This is a genomic window from Alicycliphilus sp. T452 (assembly GCF_054512775.1).
Genome location: NZ_JBTNEH010000006.1, coordinates 13,093 through 29,850, shown reverse-complemented (window position 1 = coordinate 29,850; position 16,758 = coordinate 13,093). Strand labels below are relative to the sequence as shown.

At 68.3% G+C, this 16,758-nt stretch carries 20 protein-coding genes; 12 read left to right on the top strand and 8 right to left on the bottom strand.

The features are described 5' to 3' along the window. Positions 1 to 64: 64 nt before the first annotated feature. From rpmG to trxB, 3 genes are all read right to left on the bottom strand, one after another. Positions 65 to 235, bottom strand: a complete 171-nt coding sequence (rpmG, locus tag ACX12L_RS07070; RefSeq protein ID WP_013518066.1) for a 50S ribosomal protein L33 — start codon at positions 233 to 235, stop codon at positions 65 to 67. Positions 236 to 255: 20 nt separating this feature from the next. After that, positions 256 to 489 (bottom strand): 50S ribosomal protein L28, encoded by a 234-nt coding sequence (gene rpmB / locus ACX12L_RS07065; protein WP_003058229.1) that lies wholly within the window; start codon positions 487 to 489, stop codon positions 256 to 258. Between the two features lie 151 nt (positions 490 to 640). Then, positions 641 to 1,591: a thioredoxin-disulfide reductase gene (gene trxB / locus ACX12L_RS07060; RefSeq protein ID WP_459261967.1), complete on the bottom strand. Its 951-nt coding sequence runs from the start codon at positions 1,589 to 1,591 to the stop codon at positions 641 to 643. A 412-nt stretch (positions 1,592 to 2,003) separates the two neighbouring features. On the opposite strand from trxB, the gene ACX12L_RS07055 reads away from it, so the two are divergent. Together ACX12L_RS07055 and lolA are read left to right on the top strand one after the other, a co-directional pair. Then, positions 2,004 to 4,340: a DNA translocase FtsK gene (locus ACX12L_RS07055; RefSeq protein WP_459261966.1), complete on the top strand. Its 2,337-nt coding sequence runs from the start codon at positions 2,004 to 2,006 to the stop codon at positions 4,338 to 4,340. A gap of 11 nt (positions 4,341 to 4,351) precedes the next feature. Further along, positions 4,352 to 4,984, top strand: a complete 633-nt coding sequence (gene lolA, locus ACX12L_RS07050; RefSeq protein WP_459261965.1) for an outer membrane lipoprotein chaperone LolA — start codon at positions 4,352 to 4,354, stop codon at positions 4,982 to 4,984. Positions 4,985 to 4,991: 7 nt separating this feature from the next. On the opposite strand, the gene ACX12L_RS07045 is transcribed toward lolA, so the two are convergent. Together ACX12L_RS07045 and ACX12L_RS07040 are read right to left on the bottom strand one after the other, a co-directional pair. Continuing rightward, positions 4,992 to 5,927 (bottom strand): prenyltransferase, encoded by a 936-nt coding sequence (locus ACX12L_RS07045; RefSeq protein ID WP_459261964.1) that lies wholly within the window; start codon positions 5,925 to 5,927, stop codon positions 4,992 to 4,994. Between the two features lie 32 nt (positions 5,928 to 5,959). Beyond that, complete coding sequence (locus tag ACX12L_RS07040; RefSeq protein WP_459261963.1) at positions 5,960 to 6,556, bottom strand: uracil-DNA glycosylase family protein; 597 nt, start codon at positions 6,554 to 6,556, stop codon at positions 5,960 to 5,962. A gap of 40 nt (positions 6,557 to 6,596) precedes the next feature. Here ACX12L_RS07040 and ACX12L_RS07035 point away from each other — a divergent pair, with 40 nt between their 5' ends. From ACX12L_RS07035 to ACX12L_RS07010, 6 genes are all read left to right on the top strand, one after another. After that, entirely contained in the window at positions 6,597 to 7,910 is a 1,314-nt protein-coding gene (locus ACX12L_RS07035; protein ID WP_459261962.1) for a replication-associated recombination protein A, read from the top strand. 196 nt (positions 7,911 to 8,106) lie between these two features. After that, positions 8,107 to 9,036: a branched-chain amino acid ABC transporter permease gene (locus ACX12L_RS07030; protein WP_459261961.1), complete on the top strand. Its 930-nt coding sequence runs from the start codon at positions 8,107 to 8,109 to the stop codon at positions 9,034 to 9,036. Between the two features lie 16 nt (positions 9,037 to 9,052). Next, positions 9,053 to 10,129, top strand: a complete 1,077-nt coding sequence (locus ACX12L_RS07025; RefSeq protein ID WP_459261960.1) for an ABC transporter permease subunit — start codon at positions 9,053 to 9,055, stop codon at positions 10,127 to 10,129. A gap of 21 nt (positions 10,130 to 10,150) precedes the next feature. Next, a complete protein-coding gene (locus ACX12L_RS07020; RefSeq protein ID WP_459261959.1) occupies positions 10,151 to 10,933 on the top strand; it encodes an ABC transporter ATP-binding protein in 783 nt (260 codons plus the stop codon). 3 nt (positions 10,934 to 10,936) lie between these two features. Further along, positions 10,937 to 11,665, top strand: a complete 729-nt coding sequence (locus tag ACX12L_RS07015; protein WP_459261958.1) for an ABC transporter ATP-binding protein — start codon at positions 10,937 to 10,939, stop codon at positions 11,663 to 11,665. A gap of 92 nt (positions 11,666 to 11,757) precedes the next feature. After that, positions 11,758 to 12,123 carry a DMT family protein gene (locus ACX12L_RS07010; RefSeq protein WP_459261957.1) on the top strand — a complete coding sequence of 122 codons (366 nt, stop codon included), beginning with the start codon at positions 11,758 to 11,760 and terminating at the stop codon, positions 12,121 to 12,123. Between the two features lie 30 nt (positions 12,124 to 12,153). Here the strand turns inward: ACX12L_RS07010 and ACX12L_RS07005 are convergent, their stop codons facing one another. Next, the gene (locus ACX12L_RS07005; RefSeq protein WP_459261956.1) at positions 12,154 to 12,750 is read right to left on the bottom strand and encodes an outer membrane beta-barrel protein; all 597 of its coding nucleotides are present in this window, start codon (positions 12,748 to 12,750) and stop codon (positions 12,154 to 12,156) included. Between the two features lie 250 nt (positions 12,751 to 13,000). Here ACX12L_RS07005 and ACX12L_RS07000 point away from each other — a divergent pair, with 250 nt between their 5' ends. Both ACX12L_RS07000 and ACX12L_RS06995 read left to right on the top strand, forming a co-directional pair. After that, the gene (locus ACX12L_RS07000; protein WP_459261955.1) at positions 13,001 to 13,648 is read left to right on the top strand and encodes a DUF47 domain-containing protein; all 648 of its coding nucleotides are present in this window, start codon (positions 13,001 to 13,003) and stop codon (positions 13,646 to 13,648) included. 20 nt (positions 13,649 to 13,668) lie between these two features. Next, a complete protein-coding gene (locus ACX12L_RS06995) occupies positions 13,669 to 14,679 on the top strand; it encodes an inorganic phosphate transporter (RefSeq protein ID WP_459261954.1) in 1,011 nt (336 codons plus the stop codon). Between the two features lie 55 nt (positions 14,680 to 14,734). Here the strand turns inward: ACX12L_RS06995 and ACX12L_RS06990 are convergent, their stop codons facing one another. Both ACX12L_RS06990 and ACX12L_RS06985 read right to left on the bottom strand, forming a co-directional pair. Continuing rightward, positions 14,735 to 15,181, bottom strand: a complete 447-nt coding sequence (locus ACX12L_RS06990) for a hypothetical protein (RefSeq protein ID WP_459261953.1) — start codon at positions 15,179 to 15,181, stop codon at positions 14,735 to 14,737. An 11-nt stretch (positions 15,182 to 15,192) separates the two neighbouring features. After that, positions 15,193 to 15,714, bottom strand: coding sequence for a GNAT family N-acetyltransferase (locus tag ACX12L_RS06985; protein WP_459262127.1), 522 nt, complete (start codon positions 15,712 to 15,714; stop codon positions 15,193 to 15,195). Positions 15,715 to 15,837: 123 nt separating this feature from the next. Between ACX12L_RS06985 and rpsP the strand changes: the two genes are divergently transcribed. Together rpsP and rimM are read left to right on the top strand one after the other, a co-directional pair. Then, positions 15,838 to 16,092 (top strand): 30S ribosomal protein S16, encoded by a 255-nt coding sequence (gene rpsP / locus ACX12L_RS06980; RefSeq protein WP_459261952.1) that lies wholly within the window; start codon positions 15,838 to 15,840, stop codon positions 16,090 to 16,092. Between the two features lie 93 nt (positions 16,093 to 16,185). Continuing rightward, complete coding sequence (gene rimM / locus ACX12L_RS06975) at positions 16,186 to 16,758, top strand: ribosome maturation factor RimM (RefSeq protein WP_459261951.1); 573 nt, start codon at positions 16,186 to 16,188, stop codon at positions 16,756 to 16,758.

Sequence of the window (16,758 nt, the reverse complement as noted above, 5' to 3'; positions counted from 1 at the left end):
AAAAAGGACATGAAAAAACCGCCAGGGCCTGCGCCGTGGCGGTTCTTCGAGGGGCCGGGCCGAATTACTTCAGCTTGGCTTCCTTGTACTCGACGTGCTTGCGAGCCTTGGGGTCGAACTTGATGATGCTCATCTTCTCGGGCATCGTCTTCTTGTTCTTGGTGGTGGTGTAGAAGTGACCGGTCTCGGCCGTCGACACCAGCTTGATCTTTTCGCGTCCGCCTTTAGCAGCCATGGTGTTTCTCCTTCAGGAAATTAAGCTTGGCCACGGGCGCGCATGTCTGCGAGCACGGAGTCGATGCCGTTCTTGTCGATCAGACGCAGGGCGGCGCTGGAAACACGCAGGCGCACCCAGCGGTTCTCGCTCTCCACCCAGAAACGGCGGTACTGCAGGTTGGGCAGGAAACGACGCTTGGTCTTGTTGTTGGCGTGGGAAACGTTGTTTCCCACCATGGGCTTCTTGCCCGTGACTTCACATACGCGTGCCATGAGGACACTCCGATAGTTGCACGGCTGCCGGCCCCTTGTGGCCTGCAGCCTCACCTCGCCAGTTCAAACGGGTGGCGGTAACCCGGCCGTCACCGGGCGCGAAGGGCGCCCAAATCCAGCAAAGCCGCGCATTATAGCGCGGCCGCGAAGATCACTGCTGCTCCAGGAAGCGCTGGGCGTCGAGCGCCGCCATGCAGCCCGTGCCGGCGCTGGTGATGGCCTGGCGGTACACGTGGTCCTGCACGTCGCCCGCGGCGAACACGCCGGGCACGCTGGTTTGCGTGGCGAAGCCCTTGAGGCCGCCCTGGGTGATGAGGTAGCCGTTCTCCATGGCGAGCTGGCCCTGGAAGATCTCGGTGTTGGGCGCATGGCCGATGGCGACGAAGCAGCCTTGCAGCGCGATGTCCTCGGCATGCCCGTCCCCGGTGTGCCTGATGCGGATGCCGGTCACGCCGGAGGCGTCGCCCAGTACCTCGTCGAGCGTGAAGAAGGTCTTGAGCTCGATCTTGCCGGCCGCCACCCGCTCCATGAGCTTGTCCACCAGGATGGGCTCGGCGCGGAACTTGTCGCGGCGGTGCACCAGCGTCACCTTGCGCGCGATGTTGGCCAGGTACAGGGCCTCTTCCACGGCGGTGTTGCCGCCGCCGATCACGCACACCTCCTGGTCGCGGTAGAAGAAGCCGTCGCAGGTCGCGCAGGCCGACACGCCGCGGCCCATGAAGGCCTCCTCCGACGGCAGGCCCAGGTACTTGGCCGAGGCGCCGGTGGCGATGATGAGCGCGTCGCAGGTGTACTCGCCGCTGTCGCCCGTGAGCGTGAAGGGGCGGCGCGACAGGTCCACCTTGCCGATGTGGTCGAACACGATCCGGGTCTTGAAGCGCTCGGCATGCTCCTGGAAGCGCTGCATCAGCTCGGGGCCCTGCACGCCGTTCACGTCGGCGGGCCAGTTGTCCACCTCGGTCGTGGTCATGAGCTGGCCGCCCTGGGCCATGCCGGTGATGAGCACCGGGTCGAGGTTGGCGCGCGCGGCGTACACGGCGGCGGTGTAGCCCGCCGGGCCGGAGCCGAGGATCATGACTTTGGCGTGTTGCGTAGTGGACATGGCAGAAGGTAAATGTTTGTAGTGGCCCGTCGAAAGGGCCATGGAGGGCTGTCAGCGCGGCCATTGTAAGAGCGTGGTTACGGCCTTTTCATGGTGTCCGCAAGGCAGCAGAAAGCCGCAATCTAGGCGCGCGCCGCAGGCCATGCTGGCGGCCTGGACAAGGTGCGCAACGACGAGTGCGGCTTTCTGCTGCCTTGCCCGCAGGGTTGCCCCGCAAAGGCGGCATCTGCCGCGTTGCAAATGCTCGCCGGGCCACCAGCCCGGCTGCGCTTTGCGCCTTGCATCTGCCGCCTTTGCGGGGCAACGGGCACCATGAAAAGGCCGTAACCACGCTCTGGAAGGCACGAATGGCGGGCGGCCGCGTGGGCATATGCGCCCACACCATGGGGTAAGCTTGCAGGCTCTTCATCCCATGACCTACTCCCTCAATACCCTCAACGCATCGGCGGCGGGCAGATCGGCGCCGCGTTCGGCCGCGGCGCGCTTCGGCCACGAGATCGGCCTCGTGCTGGGCCTGCTGGCCCTGGTCTTCTGGCTGCTGGCCCTCGTGAGCTATTCCGCGCAGGACGCGGCGTGGTCCACCTCGGGCACGGGCGACGGGCAGCCGCTCGCCAACTGGGTGGGGCGCCTGGGCGCCTGGCTGGCCGACGGCAGCTACTTCGTGCTGGGCTTTTCCGTGTGGTGGTGCGTGGCGGCGGGCGTGTGCGCCTGGCTGTCGTCGCTGGCGCGCTGGATGCGCGGCGGCGAGGGCGGCGCGGCGGCCCAGGGGCCCTGGCTGCGGCGCGCCATGTTCTGGGGCGGCCTGGCGGTGCTGATGTGCGCGAGCACGGCGCTGGAGTGGTCGCGGCTGTACCGCTTCGAGGCCCTGCTGCCCGGCCACGCCGGCGGCATGCTGGGCTATGTGGCGGGGCCCGCGGCCGTCAAATGGCTGGGCTTCACGGGCTCGGGCCTGGCGGGCGTGGTGCTGGTGGTGCTGGGCGCGGCGCTGGTGTTCCGCTTCTCCTGGGGGCACCTGGCCGAGCGCCTCGGCGCGCGCATCGATGCGCTGGTGCAGTCGGGCCGCGCGCAGCGCGAGAAGGCCAAGGACGTCGCCGTGGGCCGGCGCGCCGCGCGCGAGCGCGAGGAGGTGGTGCAGGAAGAGCGCCACGAGATCGAGGTCCAGCACCCGCAGCCCGTGCACATCATCGAGCCCGTGCTCACCGACGTGCCGCAGAGCACGCGCGTCGTCAAGGAGCGCCAGAAGCCCCTGTTCAGCGAGATGCCCGACAGCCGCCTGCCGCAGGTGGACCTGCTGGACGCGGCGCAGGCGCGCCAGGAAACCGTCTCGCCCGAGACGCTGGAGATGACCAGCCGTCTGATCGAGAAGAAGCTCAAGGACTTCGGCGTGGACGTGACAGTGGTGGCCGCCAGCCCCGGCCCGGTGATCACGCGCTACGAGATCGAGCCCGCCACGGGCGTCAAGGGCTCGCAGATCGTGAACCTGGCCAAGGACCTGGCGCGCTCGCTGTCGCTGGTGTCCATCCGCGTGATCGAGACCATCCCGGGCAAGAACTTCATGGCGCTGGAACTGCCCAACGCCAAGCGCCAGACCATACGCCTGGCGGAGATCCTGGGCTCGCAGGTCTACCACGACGCCAAGAGCCTGCTGACCATGGGCCTGGGCAAGGACATCGTGGGTGCGCCCGTGGTGGCCGACCTGGCCAAGATGCCGCACGTGCTGGTGGCCGGCACCACGGGCTCGGGCAAGTCGGTGGGCATCAACGCCATGATCCTGTCGCTGCTCTACAAGGCCGAGGCGCGCGACGTGCGGCTCCTGATGATCGACCCCAAGATGCTGGAGATGTCGGTCTACGAGGGCATCCCGCACCTGCTCGCGCCCGTGGTCACCGACATGAAGCAGGCCGCCCACGGCCTGAACTGGTGCGTGGCCGAGATGGAACGGCGCTACAAGCTCATGAGCAAGCTCGGCGTGCGCAACCTGGCCGGCTACAACACCAAGATCGACGAGGCCAGGGCGCGCGAGGAATCCATCCCCAACCCCTTCAGCCTCACGCCCGAGGCGCCCGAGCCGCTCGAACGCCTGCCGCACATCGTCGTCGTCATCGACGAGCTGGCCGACCTGATGATGGTCGTGGGCAAGAAGATCGAGGAGCTCATCGCGCGCCTGGCGCAGAAGGCGCGCGCTGCCGGCATCCACCTGATCCTGGCCACCCAGCGGCCCAGCGTGGACGTGATCACGGGCCTGATCAAGGCCAACATCCCCACGCGCATCGCGTTCCAGGTGTCGAGCAAGATCGACAGCCGCACCATCCTCGACCAGATGGGCGCGGAGGCGCTGCTCGGCATGGGCGACATGCTCTACATGGCCAGCGGCACGGGCCTGCCCATCCGCGTGCATGGCGCGTTCGTGTCGGACGACGAGGTGCACCGCGTCGTCAGCTACCTCAAGGAACAAGGCGAGCCCGACTACATCGAAGGAGTGCTCGAAGGCGGCTCCGTGGACGGCGAGGACAGCGGCTTCGGCCTGGAGGGCGGCGAGGGCGACGGCGAGAAGGACCCCATGTACGACCAGGCCGTGGAGGTGGTGCTCAAGGACCGCAAGGCCAGCATCTCCTACGTGCAGCGCAAGCTGCGCATTGGCTACAACCGCTCGGCGCGGCTGCTCGAAGACATGGAAAAGGCAGGCCTGGTCAGCGGCCTCACGGCCAGCGGCCAGCGCGAGGTGCTGGTGCCCGCCCGGGGCGAGTAGGAGGCCCGTGCATGAAAAAACCGATTGCTGCGATATTGATAGCTGCAAGCGCCCAGTGGGCAAGCGCTGACGGCCTGAAAAGCCTTGAACAATTCATGGCCACCGCGCACAGCGGCCGGGCCGACTTCACGCAGACGGTGACCGCGCCCGCGAAGGACGGGCAGGCGCCGCGGCCCAAGCTGTCGAGCGGCAGCTTCGAGTTCCAGCGCCCGGGGCGCTTCAAGTTCGTCTACAAGAAACCCTTCGAGCAGACCATCGTGGCCGACGGAAAGACGCTGTGGCTGTACGACGCCGACCTGAACCAGGTGACGGAGCGCCCGCAGGCCCAGGCGCTGGGCAGCACGCCCGCGGCGCTGCTCACCTCAGCGCCCGACCTGGAAGCGCTGCGCGCCGACTACCAGCTGCAGTCCGCGCCCGAGCAGGACGGCCTGCAGTGGGTGCTGGCCAGCCCGAAGGCCAGCGAAGGCCAGCTCAAGAGCGTGCGCGTGGGCTTCGAGGGCGACCGGCTGGTGGCGCTGGACATCGTGGACGGCTTCGGCCAGCGCTCGCAGATCCGCTTCTCGGGCATGCAGATCAACCCCACGCTGCCCGCCGGCACCTTCCAGTTCAAGCCGCCCGCCGGGGCCGACGTGCTGCGGCCATAGGGCTTGCCTACCGGGCCATCGACGCTAGCGCCGCGGCAATCGCCAGCGCATGCACCAGCGCGGCGGCGATCGTCAGCACGATGGCCGGGCGCAACCGCTGCGGCTGGCCGGCGTGGCGCAGCAGCAGGGCGCCGGCGGCAAGAGACAGCGGCAGCGACGCCAGCCCCCACAGCGCCCTGGCGGGCGGGATCAAGAGCCACACCGCAAGTGCCAGCCAGCCATGGGCGAGCAGGGCGATGAGCAGGTAGGCCCAGGCGGCGCGGCGCGCGCCCAGGCGCACCACCAGGGTCCGCTTGCCCACCCGGGCATCGGCGGCGGCATCGGGAAAGCCGTTGGCCAGCAGGATGTTGGCCGCCAGCAGCGCGAAACTGGCGGCGGTGGCGGCCGGGATGACGAAGAACTGGCGCCGCTGCACGTAGTCCGCCCCCAGCACCACCAGCCACCAGGCCAGCGCCACGGCCACCTCGCCCAGGCCGCGCGCCATCAGCGCCAGCGGCGGCGCGGAATAGGCCCAGGCCAGGAACAGGCCCGCCATGCCGATCAGCACCAGCCCGCCGCCGCTGTGCAGCGCCAGCAGCAGCCCGGCGGGCACCAGCAGGAGCAGCAGCACGGCGGCCCAGCGGGCGGTGTCCGCCGCGCTGACCCGGCCCTGCTGGATCAGGCGCGAGCCGCCGGAGAACGGGAACAGTCCTTCCTGGTTGGCGGCGTCGGCGCCGCTCAGCGCATCGTGGTAGTCGTTGAGCACGTTCGCCCCGGCATGGGCCGCCACGGCCAGCGCCAGCGTGGCGGCGGCGCGCAGCGGATCGAAGCCGCAGCCGCAGGCCAGCGCGAACGCCATGCCCAGCAGGCAGGCCGCCACGGTGAGCAGAAGGGAGCCCGGGCGCGTCATGCGCAGCAGCATGCGCCAGTCGGGCGGGGCAGGGGGCGAGGGCGGCAGGGACATGGCCGCTATCGTATCGGCAGCGTCACATGGGATCAGCCCGCCAGCACCTCCGCCACCCGCGCGCGCACCTGCGGCAGCAGTTCGGCCTCGAACCAGGGGTGGCGCGCCAGCCAGCCGTTGTTGCGCGGGCTGGGGTGGGGCAGCACCACGGTGTGGGGCCAGTGCCGCTGCCAGTCCTGCACCGCCCGGGTCACCTGGCGCGGGGACTGGGGCAGATGCCAGGCCAGCGCGTACTGGCCCAGCACCACGGTCAGGGCGATGTGCGGCAGCCGCTCCAGCAGCCGGGCGCGCCAGGCGGGCGGGCATTCGGGGCGCGGCGGCGCGTCGCCCGATGGGCCCGGGCCGGGGTAGCAAAAGCCCATCGGCAGGATGGCCACGAGCTCCGGGTCGTAGAACTGCTCGGGGCTCAGGCCCAGCCAGGCGCGCAGGCGCGCGCCGCTGGCGTCGTCGAAGGGAATGCCGCTGGCGTGCACCTTGCGCCCCGGCGCCTGGCCGGCGATCAGGATGCGCGCGCCGGCCCCGGCCTGCAGCACCGGGCGCGGGCCCAGCGGCAGGTGGGCGGCGCAGATGGTGCAGGCGCGCACGCGGCCGAGCAGGGCCGCAAGCGGTTCGTTGGCGGGTGTCATCATGGCCGGGCCATTGTGCCAACCCGCTACCATCGTGGTCATCATGAAGCCTGCCGCATCCACCCACCAACCCCTGGCCGAGCGCCTGCGTCCGCGCACGCTGGGCGAGGTGGTCGGCCAGCAGCATGTGCTGGGCCCCGGTATGCCGCTGCGCCTGGCGTTCGAGTCGGGCCGGCCGCACAGCTGCATCCTGTGGGGGCCGCCGGGCGTGGGCAAGACCACCATCGCGCGGCTGATGGCCGAGGCGTTCGACGCGCAGTTCATCAGCATCAGCGCGGTGCTGGGCGGCGTGAAGGACATCCGCGACGCGGTGCAGCTGGCCGAGAGTGCGGCGGGCGGCTTGATGCAGCAGCGCACCATCGTGTTCGTCGATGAAGTGCACCGCTTCAACAAGAGCCAGCAGGACGCCTTCCTGCCGCACGTGGAGAGCGGGCTGTTCACCTTCGTGGGCGCCACCACCGAGAACCCCTCGTTCGAGGTGAACTCCGCGCTGCTCTCGCGCGCGGCGGTCTACGTGCTGCAGCCGCTCACCGCCGACGATTTGAAGCAGATCGTGGTCCGGGCGCAGGATATACAAGCGCTTCCAGCTATCGAAAACGAAGCGCTGGAGCGCCTCATCGCCTACGCCGACGGCGACGCGCGGCGCCTGCTCAACACGCTGGAGACGCTCTCCGTCACCGCTGAGCAGGCCAAGGTGGAGACGATCACCGACGCCTGGCTGCTGCAGGTGCTGGGCGAGCGCATGCGTCGCTACGACAAGGGCGGCGAGCAGTTCTACGACACCATCAGCGCGCTGCACAAGTCGGTGCGCGGCAGCGACCCCGATGCGGCGCTGTACTGGCTGGTGCGCATGCTCGACGGCGGGGCCGACCCGCGCTACATGGCGCGGCGCATCGTGCGCATGGCGTGGGAGGACATCGGCCTGGCCGACCCGCGCGCCATGCAGATCTGCAATGAGGCCGCGCAGACCTACGAGCGCCTGGGCAGCCCCGAGGGCGAACTGGCCCTGGCCCAGGCCGTGCTGTACCTGGCCGTGGCGCCCAAGAGCAACGCGGGCTACATGGCCTACAACAAGGCGCGCGCCTTCGTGAAGCAGGACGGCACCCGCCCCGTGCCCATGCACCTGCGCAACGCGCCCACCAAACTCATGAAGGAGCTGGACTACGGCAAGGGCTACCGCTACGCGCACGACGAGGAGGGGGGCTTCGCCGCCGGCGAGAGCTACCTGCCCGAGGGCATGGAGCCGCCGGGCTTCTACGCGCCCGTGCCGCGCGGGCTCGAAATCAAGATCGGCCAGAAGCTCGAAGAGTTGCGCGCGCGCAATGCGGCGGCGGATGCCCCGCCCGCGCCAGACTGACGCCGGTCCGCTCAAAGCAAGGGAAAACCCCGCCCCGGCGCGCCATGGGCCGGGCTTTTCCCGTGACAGAATTTCCTACCAAACCCGCCCAAACCCTTGCCTGGCGGGTTTTTTGCTAGATGGCAGACGGGCCCACAAGGCTGCACCGATTGGCGGTGCCTGCTGACCGAGCACGTCGATACAAAGGACTTCTCTTATGGACATTTTGCTGCAGCAGATCATCAACGGTCTGGTCCTGGGCAGCATGTACGCCTTGATAGCCCTGGGCTACACCATGGTGTACGGCATCATCCAGCTCATCAACTTCGCCCACGGGGAGGTGCTCATGATCGGGGCGCTGACCAGCTGGAGCTGCATCGGCCTGATGCAGGACGCAATGCCCGGCGCCCCCGGCTGGCTCATGCTGCTGCTGGCCACGCTGGTCGCCTGTGTGGTGGCCGCCACCCTCAATTTCGCCATCGAGAAGGTCGCCTACCGGCCGCTGCGCAACAGCCCGCGGCTGGCGCCCCTGATCACCGCCATCGGCATGTCCATCCTGCTGCAGACGCTGGCCATGATCGTGTGGAAGCCCAACTACAAGCCCTATCCCACGCTGCTGCCGGCCGCGCCCTTCCAGGTCGGCGGCGCGGTCATCACCACCACGCAGATCCTGATCCTGGGCGTGACGGTGGTGGCGCTGGCCTCCATGGTCTACCTGGTGAGCTACACGCGCCTGGGCCGCGCCATGCGCGCCACGGCCGAGAACCCGCGCGTGGCGGCGCTCATGGGCGTCAAGCCCGACATGGTGATCTCCGCCACCTTCATCATCGGCGCGGTGCTGGCGGCCATCGCCGGCATCATGTACGCATCCAACTACGGCACGGCGCAGCACACCATGGGCTTCCTGCCGGGCCTCAAGGCCTTCACGGCGGCGGTGTTCGGCGGCATCGGCAACCTGGCGGGCGCCGTGGTGGGCGGCCTCTTGCTGGGGCTCATCGAGGCCATCGGCTCGGGCTACATCGGCGTGCTCACGGGCGGCGTGCTGGGCAGCCACTACACCGACATCTTCGCGTTCGTCGTGCTCATCATCGTGCTTACGCTGCGCCCCTCGGGCCTGCTCGGCGAGCGCGTGGCCGACCGCGCCTGACAGGGGAGACACCGCCATGAAGAACAACAAGATCCAATGGATCGCGGGCGCCGTCGCGCTGCTCGTGCTGCCCCTGGTGCTGCAGTACTTCGGCAATGCCTGGGTGCGCATCGCCGACCTGGCGCTGCTCTACGTGATGCTGGCGCTGGGCCTGAACATCGTGGTGGGCTACGCGGGCCTGCTGGACCTGGGCTACGTGGCCTTCTACGCCGTGGGCGCCTACATGTTCGGCCTGCTGGCCTCGCCCCACCTCACGGAGAACTTCGCCTGGTTCGCGCAGCATTTCCCCGATGGCATGCACCTGTCGCTGTGGGCGGTGATCCCGCTGGCGCTGGTGCTGGCGGCGGCGACCGGAGTGCTGCTGGGCATTCCGGTGCTCAAGCTGCGCGGCGACTACCTGGCCATCGTGACGCTGGGCTTCGGCGAGATCATCCGCATCTTCATGAATAACCTGGACCACCCGGTCAACCTCACCAACGGCCCCAAGGGCCTGGGGCAGATCGACTCGGTCAAGGTCTTCGGGCTGGACCTGGGGCGGCGCCTGGAGCTGTTCGGCTACGACATCAATTCCGTCACGCTCTACTACTACCTGTTCCTGGCGCTGGTGCTGCTTACCATCGTCATCTGCTACCGCCTGCAGGACTCGCGCATAGGCCGCGCCTGGATGGCCATCCGCGAGGACGAGATCGCCGCCAAGGCCATGGGCATCAACACGCGCAACATGAAGCTGCTGGCCTTCGGCATGGGCGCCTCGTTCGGCGGCGTGGCGGGGGCCATGTTCGGCGCGTTCCAGGGCTTCGTCTCGCCCGAGTCGTTCAGCCTCATGGAGTCCGTGATGATCGTGGCCATGGTGGTGCTGGGCGGCCTGGGCCACATTCCCGGCGTGATCCTGGGCGCCGTGCTGCTGTCGGCGCTGCCCGAGGTGCTGCGCTACGTGGCGGGGCCGCTGCAGGCCATGACGGACGGCCGCCTGGACGCGTCCATCCTGCGCCAGCTGCTGATCGCGCTGGCCATGATCATCGTGATGCTGCTGCGCCCGCGCGGCCTGTGGCCTTCGCCCGAGCATGGCAAGAGCCTGGCCCGGAAGTCCTGACACCACCGGCAGAGCAACAACATGGCAGATACATCGAAAGAAGCGGTGCTGAAGGTCGCGGGCATCTCCAAGCGCTTCGGCGGCCTGCAGGCCCTGTCGGACGTGGGCATCACCATAGGGCGCGGCCAGGTCTACGGCCTGATCGGGCCCAACGGCGCGGGCAAGACGACGTTCTTCAACGTCATCACCGGGCTGTACACGCCGGACTCGGGCACGTTCGAGCTCGCGGGCCGGCCTTACGAGCCCACGGCGGTGCACAAGGTGGCCAAGGCGGGCATCGCGCGCACGTTCCAGAACATCCGGCTCTTCGCTGACATGACGGCTCTGGAGAACGTGATGGTGGGCCGCCACATCCGTACCCATTCGGGGCTGTTCGGCGCGGTGTTCCGCACCAAGGGGTTCAGGGACGAGGAGGCGGCCATCCGCCGCCGCGCGCAGGAGCTGCTCGACTACGTGGGCATAGGCAGGTTCGCCGACTACAAGGCGCGCACCCTGTCCTACGGCGACCAGCGCCGCCTGGAGATCGCGCGGGCCCTGGCCACCGACCCGCAGCTCATCGCGCTGGACGAGCCCGCGGCCGGCATGAACGCCACCGAGAAGGTGCAGCTGCGCGAGCTGATCGACCGCATCCGCAACGACGACCGCACCATCCTGCTCATCGAGCACGACGTGAAGCTGGTGATGGGCCTGTGCGACCGCGTGACGGTGCTCGACTACGGCAAGCAGATCGCCGAAGGCACGCCCGCCGAGGTGCAGAAGAACGAAAAAGTGATCGAGGCCTACCTGGGCACCGGAGGACACTGAACCATGGCCGAGAAATCCAACAAAGTCCTGCTGCAGATCAAGGGCCTGAAGGTGGCCTACGGCGGCATCCAGGCCGTCAAGGGCATCGACTTCGAGGTGCGCGAGGGCGAGCTGGTGTCGCTCATCGGCTCCAACGGCGCGGGCAAGACCACCACCATGAAGGCCATCACCGGCACGCTGAGCTTCGTCGACGGGGACATCGAATACCTGGGCAAGAGCATCAGGGGCCGGGGCGCCTGGGACCTGGTCAAGGAAGGGTTGGTGATGGTGCCGGAAGGCCGCGGCGTGTTCGCGCGCATGACCATCACCGAGAACCTGCTCATGGGCGCCTACACGCGCAACGACAAGGCCGGCATCGCGGCCGACGTCGAGAAGATGTTCACCATCTTCCCGCGCCTGCGCGAGCGCCGCGACCAGCTCGCGGGCACCATGTCCGGCGGCGAGCAGCAGATGCTGGCCATGGGCCGCGCGCTCATGAGCCAGCCCAAGGTGCTGCTGCTCGACGAGCCCTCCATGGGCCTGTCGCCCATCATGGTGGACAAGATCTTCGAGGTGGTGCGCGACGTGTATGCCCTCGGCGTGACCATCGTGCTCGTGGAGCAGAACGCCAGCCGCGCGCTGGCGATCGCCGACCGCGGCTACGTCATGGAGTCCGGCCTCGTCACCATGGCGGGCGCGGGGCAGGAACTGCTGTCCGACCCGCGCGTGCGCGCCGCCTATCTGGGCGAATGAGGCGCCGCCGCTTGGTGCGGTGCTTCTCTTTGTGTAGCGTGTAGCGCTTGCCTGGCGGGCGTTTGCGCCCGATCTGGCTCATAATCCCGGCCATGCTGCACACCCTGCAATCCCTGCCCGTCCCGCTGCAGACCGTCCTGCTGCTGGCGGCCAGCAACGTCTTTATGACCTTCGCCTGGTACGGCCATTTGCGCAACCTGGCCACGGCGCCGTGGTACATGGCGGCGCTGGCGAGCTGGGGCATCGCGCTGTTCGAATACCTGCTGCAGGTGCCGGCCAACCGCATAGGCCATGCGCAGTTCAGCGTGGGGCAGCTCAAGATCATGCAGGAGGTGGTCACGCTCACCGTGTTCGTGCCGTTCGCGGCGTTCTACATGAACGAGCCGCTCAAGTGGGACTACCTCTGGGCGGGGCTGTGCCTGGTGGGCGCGGTGTACTTCATCTTCCGCGGGGCCTGAGCCGCGCGCTCCACGGGGCGAGGCGGCCGCTCAATAGCTGTACTGCACGCCCAGCGTGGTCGTGTCCACGTCGGACTTGCCGTCGGCGAAGTGCAGGCGGTAGCGCTCCCACTCCAGCACGGCCGACCATTGCGGCGTGAACGCCCAGCGCAGCCCCGCGCCGTAGGACAGGCCGAAGCCGTCGCCCTTGCCCGGCTGCACGCCGAAGCCGCCGAAGCCGTGCGTGTTCGTGCGCCCGTAGATCGTGCCCACCTTGCCCAGCAGATCGAGCTGCGTGCCCAGGGGCAGGCGCCCCACCAGGCTCAGGTTCAGGCCGCGGGCGGTGGTGGTGCCGCCGATGCGGCGCGCCTTGCCCAGGTCCAGGTAGCCCAGCTCCAGCCCCAGGTTGGGGTGGAAGTAGGCGCCCGTGTACAGCCTGATGGCCGTGTCGCTGTCGTCGAAGATGAAGCCGCCGGTGCCGTTGCGCAGGTCGTACTTCGAGATGCCGCCGCTCAGGCCCACGTAGCCGCGGGGCACGCCCGGCAGCAGGGACGGGTCGGGCTGGGCCGCGCGCATCTGCGCCAGGCCGGCGGTGGCGCCGCCGCCGAGCACCGCCGCGCACAGCAGAAAGCGGAGTGTGGATTGCATGCTGCCCTCCTCGTGTGGCCTGTATGACGGAGGCCACGCTTCAATCTACGGCGGCCGTTCCGGGCATCGTGTGGGTTCAGGCGATGGCGGAATGTAGGAAAAATCTGACGGCAATCAGGGTTTGCACCGAGATTCCGGGAGCCCCCCGGGCGGCGGTTAAACTCCCGGCTCTCGCAGATTTGTCACGCATTTGTCACGCGATGATCAACTCTGCATCGTATTGCGCGCGAAGGTTCGATCAGGAGTCGACATGTTGTTTGGAAAGCTGTTGCCCCGCGAGGGCAATTTTTTCGAGATGTTCAACCAGCATGCAGACCGTATCGTCGAAGCCGCGCGGGCTTTTTCGCAGCTGGTGGCCAATTACGGCGACACCCACCTGCGCGACCAGTACAACCAGGACGTGGACAACGCCGAGCGTGCCGCGGACCGCGTGACGCACGAGGTCAACCGCGCGCTGCACAAGACCTTCATCACGCCCATCGACCGCGAGCAGATCCACTCGCTGATCAACACCATGGACGACGTGGCCGACCTGATACAGGACTCGGCCGAGGCCATGGCCCTGTACGACATCCGCCACATGACGGACGAGATCACGCGCCTGACGGACCTGAGCGTCAAGTGCTGCGAGCGCGTGCGCGACGCCGTGAAGCTGCTCTCGCGCATCGCCGACCCGGCCGTGGCCGAGGCCGCGCTCAAGACCTGCGAGGAGATCGACCGCCTGGAGGGCGATGCCGACCGCGTGCTGCGCAGCGCCATGAGCAAGCTGTTCCGCGAGGAAACCGACGTGCGTGAATTGATCAAGCTCAAGGCCATCTACGAACTGCTGGAGACCATCACCGACAAGTGCGAGGACGTGGCCAACCTGATCGAGGGCGTGATCCTCGAGAATTCCTGAGCCTCGCTCAAAGTCTCACCATGGAAACGGTACAAACCGCCCTGTGGGTCGTGGTCGTGCTGGTGGCCCTGGCCATCCTGTTCGACTTCATGAACGGGTTTCATGACGCGGCCAACTCGATCGCCACTGTGGTCTCCACGGGGGTGCTCAAGCCCACGCAGGCCGTCGTCTTCGCGGCCTTTTTCAATTTCGTCGCCATCTTCATCTTCCACCTGAGCGTGGCCGCCACCGTGGGCAAGGGCATCGCCGATCCCGGAGTGGTGGACACCCACGTCGTCTTCGGCGCGCTGGTGGGGGCGATCACCTGGAACGTCATCACCTGGTACTACGGCATCCCCAGCAGCTCGTCGCATGCCCTCATCGGCGGCATCGTCGGCTCGGTGGTGGCCAAGTCCGGCTCGGGCGCCCTGGTGGCCAGCGGCATCTTCAAGACGGTGGCCTTCATCTTCATCTCGCCCATCCTGGGCTTCGTGCTGGGCTCGCTGATGATGGTGTGCGTGGCCTGGCTGTTCAGGCGCACGCGCCCCAGCAAGGTGGACAAGTGGTTCCGCCGCCTGCAGCTCGTCTCCGCGGGCGCCTACAGCCTGGGCCATGGCGGCAACGACGCGCAGAAGACCATCGGCATCATCTGGCTGCTGCTGATCGCCACGGGCTACGCCTCGGCCAGCGACACCTCGCCGCCCATCTGGACCATCGTCTCGTGCTACGCGGCCATCGGCCTGGGCACCATGTTCGGCGGCTGGCGCATCGTCAAGACCATGGGCCAGAAGATCACCAAGCTCAAGCCCGTGGGGGGCTTTTGCGCCGAATCGGGCGGGGCGCTGACGCTGTTCTTCGCCACCATGCTCGGCGTGCCGGTCTCCACCACCCACACCATCACCGGCGCCATCGTGGGCGTGGGTTCCACCCAGCGCGCCAGCGCCGTGCGCTGGGGCGTGGCGGGCAACATCGTCTGGGCCTGGATCCTGACCATACCGGCCAGCGCCTTTGTGGCCGCCGTCGCGTACTGGATCAGCCTGCAGCTTTTCTGAGTGCTATCGGAAAGATAGCTGGTGGCGCTTGCAGGGCGGGCGCCAGAGCCCGATTTCATTGCGAAATCTTGCGCGCCTCCTCGACCTGGTATTCAAAGTAGCGCTGGAGGCTGAACGCGATGCTCGCCAGCAGCACGGCCGCGCCCACGAGCAGCGACACGGTGACGGCGAACACCGTGAACCAGTTGGTCCGGCCGGGCGGGGCGTCGGGGGCTGCGGCCTTGTTGAAGCGGGCGTTCCACTTCTCGGGGGGCATCAGCCCGTAGACGATGGCGCACAGCGCGCAGCCGGCGATGGTGAAGCCCAGCAGCGGGATCAGCATCCAGCTGAGCTGGTCGTCCTGCCCCCATTGCTGCACGCGCTCGATGCCGTACAGCCCCAGCGCCGTCGGCACGGGCAGCAGCCAGCCGAGCATGTCGCCAAAGCCGTACAGATAGAAGCGGTGCAGTCCCAGAGGGCCGCCCAGGAAGGCGAGCCAAGCGGCGATGGTCTTGTTCTTCATGGCGGGGATTGTCACTCGGGCGCGGTGGTATCGCCCGCGCCCAGGGGTTTTTCCATGAGCACGATGTCGCGCCAGGCCCCGAACTTCCAGCCCACGGAGCGCATCACGCCCACTTCGGTGAAGCCGGCGGCGCGGTGCACGGCGATGGAGCCGGCGTTGGCCGAGTCGCCGATCACGGCCAGGAGCTTGCGCACCCCCGCGGCCTGCGCCTGCGCCGCCAGCGCATCGAGCAGCAGGTGGCCCAGCCCCCGGCCGCGCGCCTGGTCGGCCACGTAGATCGAATCCTCGGCCGAGTAGCGGTAGGCCGGCCGGGGCTTGAACCAGTTGCAGTAGGCAAAGCCCGCTACCCGCCCGCCTTCCTCGGCCACCAGGTAGGGCAGGCCCCGGGCCAGCACGTCGGCGCGGCGCGCGGCCATGTCCTGGATGCCGGGCGGATCGATCTCGAAGGTGCCCGTGCCGTGCAGCACGTGGTGGGCGTAGATGGCGGTGATGGCGGCCAGGTCGTCGTCCCGGCTGGCGCGTATCGTAGGCATTTGCATGGATATGGGTATAATCGCCGGCTTTGCTGCGTGTCGCTGGCCGGGTGGCCAAGTCGCGTGTCTCAAACGCCGCAAAAACGAATGCAGCATCCGCTGCGACCACCCGAAGGATTCATTATGGTCGTGATTCGACTCTCCCGCGGCGGCTCCAAGGGCCGTCCGTTCTTCAACATCGTCGTCGCCGACAAGCGCGTGCGCCGCGACGGCCGCTTCATCGAGCGCCTGGGCTTCTACAACCCCTCTGCCAAGGGCGGCGAAGAGAGCCTGCGCATCGCCCAGGACCGCCTGACGTACTGGAAGAGCGTGGGCGCGCAAAGCTCCCCCACCGTGGACCGCCTGGTCAAGCAAGCCGCCGCCAAGCTGGCCGCCTGATCCGTCCACACTCCCGAAAAGGGCGGGCTCCGTTGGTGCAGCTGACGGACCCCGCCTTTTTTCGTGCCCGACACCCATCGCCCCGCCACTGCCATGCCCCAGCCTCCCGCCCTGGAACCTGCCGAACTGCCTTCCGACGCCGTGGAGGTGGGCCGCATCGCCGACGCCTGGGGCGTGAAGGGCTGGTTCAAGGTGCTGCCCTACAGCAGCGACCCCGAGGCGATGCTGGCCGCCAGGTCCTGGTTCCTGCAGCCGGCGCAGAAGGGTGGCAAGAGCTTCTTTTCCGGCACCGTGCTGCTGCCCATCCGCCAGGCGCGCACGCATTCCGACGCGGTCGTGGCCTGGGCCCATGGCGTGGATGACCGCGACGCGGCCGAGGCGCTGCGCGGCGCGCGCATCTTCGTGCCGCGCGAGAGCTTTCCCGCCACGTCCGACGACGAGTACTACTGGGTGGACCTCATCGGCCTGGCCGTGGTCAACCGCGAGGGCGTTGCGCTCGGCACGGTGAGCGAGCTGCTGCCCACCGGCCCGCAGACCACGCTGGTTCTGTCCTACGAGCACGAGGGCAAGCCGCGCGAGCGCATGGTCCCCTTCGTGTCCGCCTACGTGGACAAGGTCGATCTGGCGGGGCGCCGCATCACCGTGGACTGGCAGCCTGACTACTGA